At 54.3% G+C, this 1,638-nt stretch carries 3 protein-coding genes; all 3 read right to left on the bottom strand.

Annotated features, from left to right (window positions below; genetic code table 11):
* Nucleotides 1–9: 9 nt before the first annotated feature.
* Entirely contained in the window at nt 10–171 is a 162-nt protein-coding gene (locus tag MoGM_RS13010) for a hypothetical protein (protein WP_158249561.1), read from the bottom strand.
* A 176-nt stretch (nt 172–347) separates the two neighbouring features.
* On the bottom strand, nt 348–833 hold the full coding sequence (locus tag MoGM_RS06170) for a hypothetical protein (RefSeq protein ID WP_104369240.1): 486 nt from the start codon (nt 831–833) through the stop codon (nt 348–350).
* Between the two features lie 8 nt (nt 834–841).
* Entirely contained in the window at nt 842–1,489 is a 648-nt protein-coding gene (locus MoGM_RS06165) for an ATP-dependent serine protease (protein ID WP_104369239.1), read from the bottom strand.
* Nucleotides 1,490–1,638: the final 149 nt, after the last annotated feature.

Here is a 1,638-nt window from a genome sequence, read left to right as displayed (position 1 = left end):
GGCTCAGCGTTATTCATAATCTTCTGCGTCCGGGCTCTCGAAATTGAGGTTCCCGGCTTCCTCGCTCGCCCACCATGCCAGGGCGTCCAGCAGCTCGATTTTGGCGTTCTCTGCCATGCCCTCCGTCTGCTCCAGTATGTAGGCTTTAATTTTTTCCAGTTCGTGGGTCATAATTTCGTGGGTCTTGATTTATTGTGCTTAGTTCTATTCGTTTGGGAATAACTACGCCCCAATTGCATGACCGGCAGCACTCGCCGTCCTCTTTTACAGGGTATGGGTCGTTTCCATACTCTGTAAATTCTTTGCCGCAGATGCAGCACACTTTTTTGTCCTTTTTCATCGGCTCGTTAGTTTAGCGTGGGGTCAATTTCGCCGCCTGCCGAATAATGTTGCATCAGCATCGCGTCGGTCAGAGCGTCAACCGCCCGGGCGTCCTTGACTTTGTTGTTAAATGTCGCTATGAGGTTGCGCAGCCGCTCCCTCGGTATCTTGTTAAAATCGGCGTAACCGCTGGCGCGCATGGCTATGCCCTTAATGATTGATATGTTCGACTGCTGCCCGGTTTCCCGGAGCCAGCCGCCGATTGCCGCAATTACCTGCTTGCGCAGTTTGTCAAGTCGTGCCGTGCCCTGCTTCTCGTCCACCTGGGCGCTCAGCTTTCCGCAGATGTCTATGAGCTGGTGCTGCGTCAGGTCGCGGCTGCTCTCAACACCCCAGCTTGTCAGGATCGCACGCTTCGCTTCATCATCAAGCCCCAGAACTGTGCAAAGGGTATGATATTTTTTCAGCAGTCCGCGGTGTATTTCGTCCATTGTCTTGTTTTCTTTTGCCATAGTCGTAATTATTTGATTTGTTCGGCCCAGTAGTCGTTTGCGCCCTGCTCCCAGATTATGAAGTCCGCGCCGCCCTCGCCTTTGTCCCGGTCCTCGTAGCGCGTTGTTACAAATGCCTTGAAGCCCTCGACCTTGATTTTGATGTCCGCGTCATAGCGTATCTTTTTCGCTATGTGCCCGTCCGGATCCTTGCCTGCCTTGTCGGCCTGGCTTATGAACACGAACAGTTTGTCAGGAAATTCAGCTTTTAGATCCTTGAATTGCTTCATGTAGAATTTGTCCAGATATTGCAGGCTGTCGATCACGATTATTTCAGGACTTTTGCGCTTCCGCAGTCGGGCGCACAGTTCCGGCAAGTCCTCTTTGTTCAGCAGGATTATATTGCTGCCGGCTTCCGCCATGCCCACGCGCTCCCATGCCTTTTGAAGCGATAGGCTCAGACCTTGTTCCAGACTGTCGTAAGCCACGCGACGGAAGCCGGCCAGATACTTGCAGAGCTGGAGCGTGAAAGTCGTTTTGCCGCTGCCGCTGTCGCCCCAGATAAGCCACACCCCGCGGAGCTCCGGGCGGCCGAAGCTCGCCAGGAACGGCCCGTCGAAGTCTGCGGTCTCGAATTGTGCCGCCAGCACGTTTTTGTTACTTATCGCTCTGCCCATTGCTCTTTATTTTTTCGCCGGTCGCGGCCGTTCTCGCAGTGCCTCCGGGCCGTAGCCCTTGGCCTCGATCATCGCGTTTAATGCCTTGCGCTTCGCCGCCAGGTCCTCGGTGGTGTTCGCTTCTATCATCACACGCACCGTTTTAGGCC

The organism is Prevotella sp. MGM1, from assembly GCF_002933775.1.
Lineage (GTDB): Bacteria > Bacteroidota > Bacteroidia > Bacteroidales > Bacteroidaceae > Prevotella.
The sequence above is the reverse complement of the archived record's forward strand: the minus strand, read 5'-3'. Positions and strand labels throughout refer to the sequence as shown.

Excerpts from the sequence above, each read along its gene's own strand:
- MoGM_RS13010 (WP_158249561.1), bottom strand. The coding sequence starts at position 171 with ATGACCCACGAACTGGAAAAAATTAAAGCCTACATACTGGAGCAGACG.
- MoGM_RS06170 (WP_104369240.1), bottom strand. The coding sequence starts at position 833 with ATGGCAAAAGAAAACAAGACAATGGACGAAATACACCGCGGACTGCTG.
- MoGM_RS06165 (WP_104369239.1), bottom strand. The coding sequence starts at position 1,489 with ATGGGCAGAGCGATAAGTAACAAAAACGTGCTGGCGGCACAATTCGAG.